We start from the raw sequence: 855 nt of genomic DNA, 5'->3' as shown, positions 1-855 counted from the left end.
GGAGACCTGCTTGATCGCCTTGGCCCGCTCCTCCTTCGGCACGCCGCGGATCTCCATGCCGAAGGCGATGTTGCCGGCCACCGTCATGTTCGGATAGAGCGCATAGGACTGGAACACCATGGCGATGTCGCGCTTGGACGGATGCAGGCCGTTGATGGCGCGCCCGTCGATCCGGATATCGCCAGACGTGATCGTCTCCAGCCCGGCAATGGTGTTGAGCAGGGTCGACTTGCCGCAGCCGGACGGGCCGACCAGCACCAGGAAGCCGCCCTTTTCGAGTTCGAGGTCGATACCCTTGAGGATGTCGACGGCGCCGAAGCGCTTTCTGAGACCGGAGATTTCGAGGAAGGCCATGACTTACCCTTTGACTGCGCCCGCCATCAGACCGCGCACGAAGTAGCGGCCGGCGAGGATGTAGACGATGAGCGTCGGCACGGCGGCGATCATCGCCGCCGCCATGTTGACATTGTATTCGACCACCCCGGTCGAGGTGTTGACGACATTGTTGAGCGCCACCGTCATCGGCATGGAGTCACCGGTGCCGGCATAAGCCGAGGCAAACAGGAAGTCGTTCCAGATGTTGGTGAACTGGTAGATGACGGTGACGACGATGATCGGCAGCGAGTTCGGCAGCATGATGCGGCGGAAGATCTGGAAGAAGCTGGCGCCATCGACCTGGGCGGCTCTGACCAGCTCGGTCGGAAAAGCCTCGTAGAAATTGCGGAAGAACAGCGTGGTGAAGCCGAGGCCGTAGACGACATGGACGAAGACCAGGTTGACGGTCGAATTGCCGAAGCCGAAGGAAAAGCCGGTGGCGTTCTGCAGCGTCATGCCGAAGCGGCCGAGCGAGCCGAG

At 61.9% G+C, this 855-nt stretch carries 2 protein-coding genes; both read right to left on the bottom strand.

The window, feature by feature from the left end; all coding sequences use genetic code 11:
* Positions 1 to 354, bottom strand: a 354-nt coding sequence (locus CO671_RS33140) for an ABC transporter ATP-binding protein (protein WP_141514518.1), incomplete at its 3' end; no start/stop codon positions are given.
* A gap of 3 nt (positions 355 to 357) precedes the next feature.
* Positions 358 to 855 (bottom strand): carbohydrate ABC transporter permease (locus tag CO671_RS33135; protein WP_141514520.1); only part of this gene is annotated, 498 nt, incomplete at its 5' end.

Origin of the sequence: Rhizobium sp. M10, from assembly GCF_002531955.1 — a bacterium.
GTDB lineage: Bacteria > Pseudomonadota > Alphaproteobacteria > Rhizobiales > Rhizobiaceae > Rhizobium > Rhizobium etli_C.
This window is presented reverse-complemented; position numbering and strand designations above follow the sequence as displayed.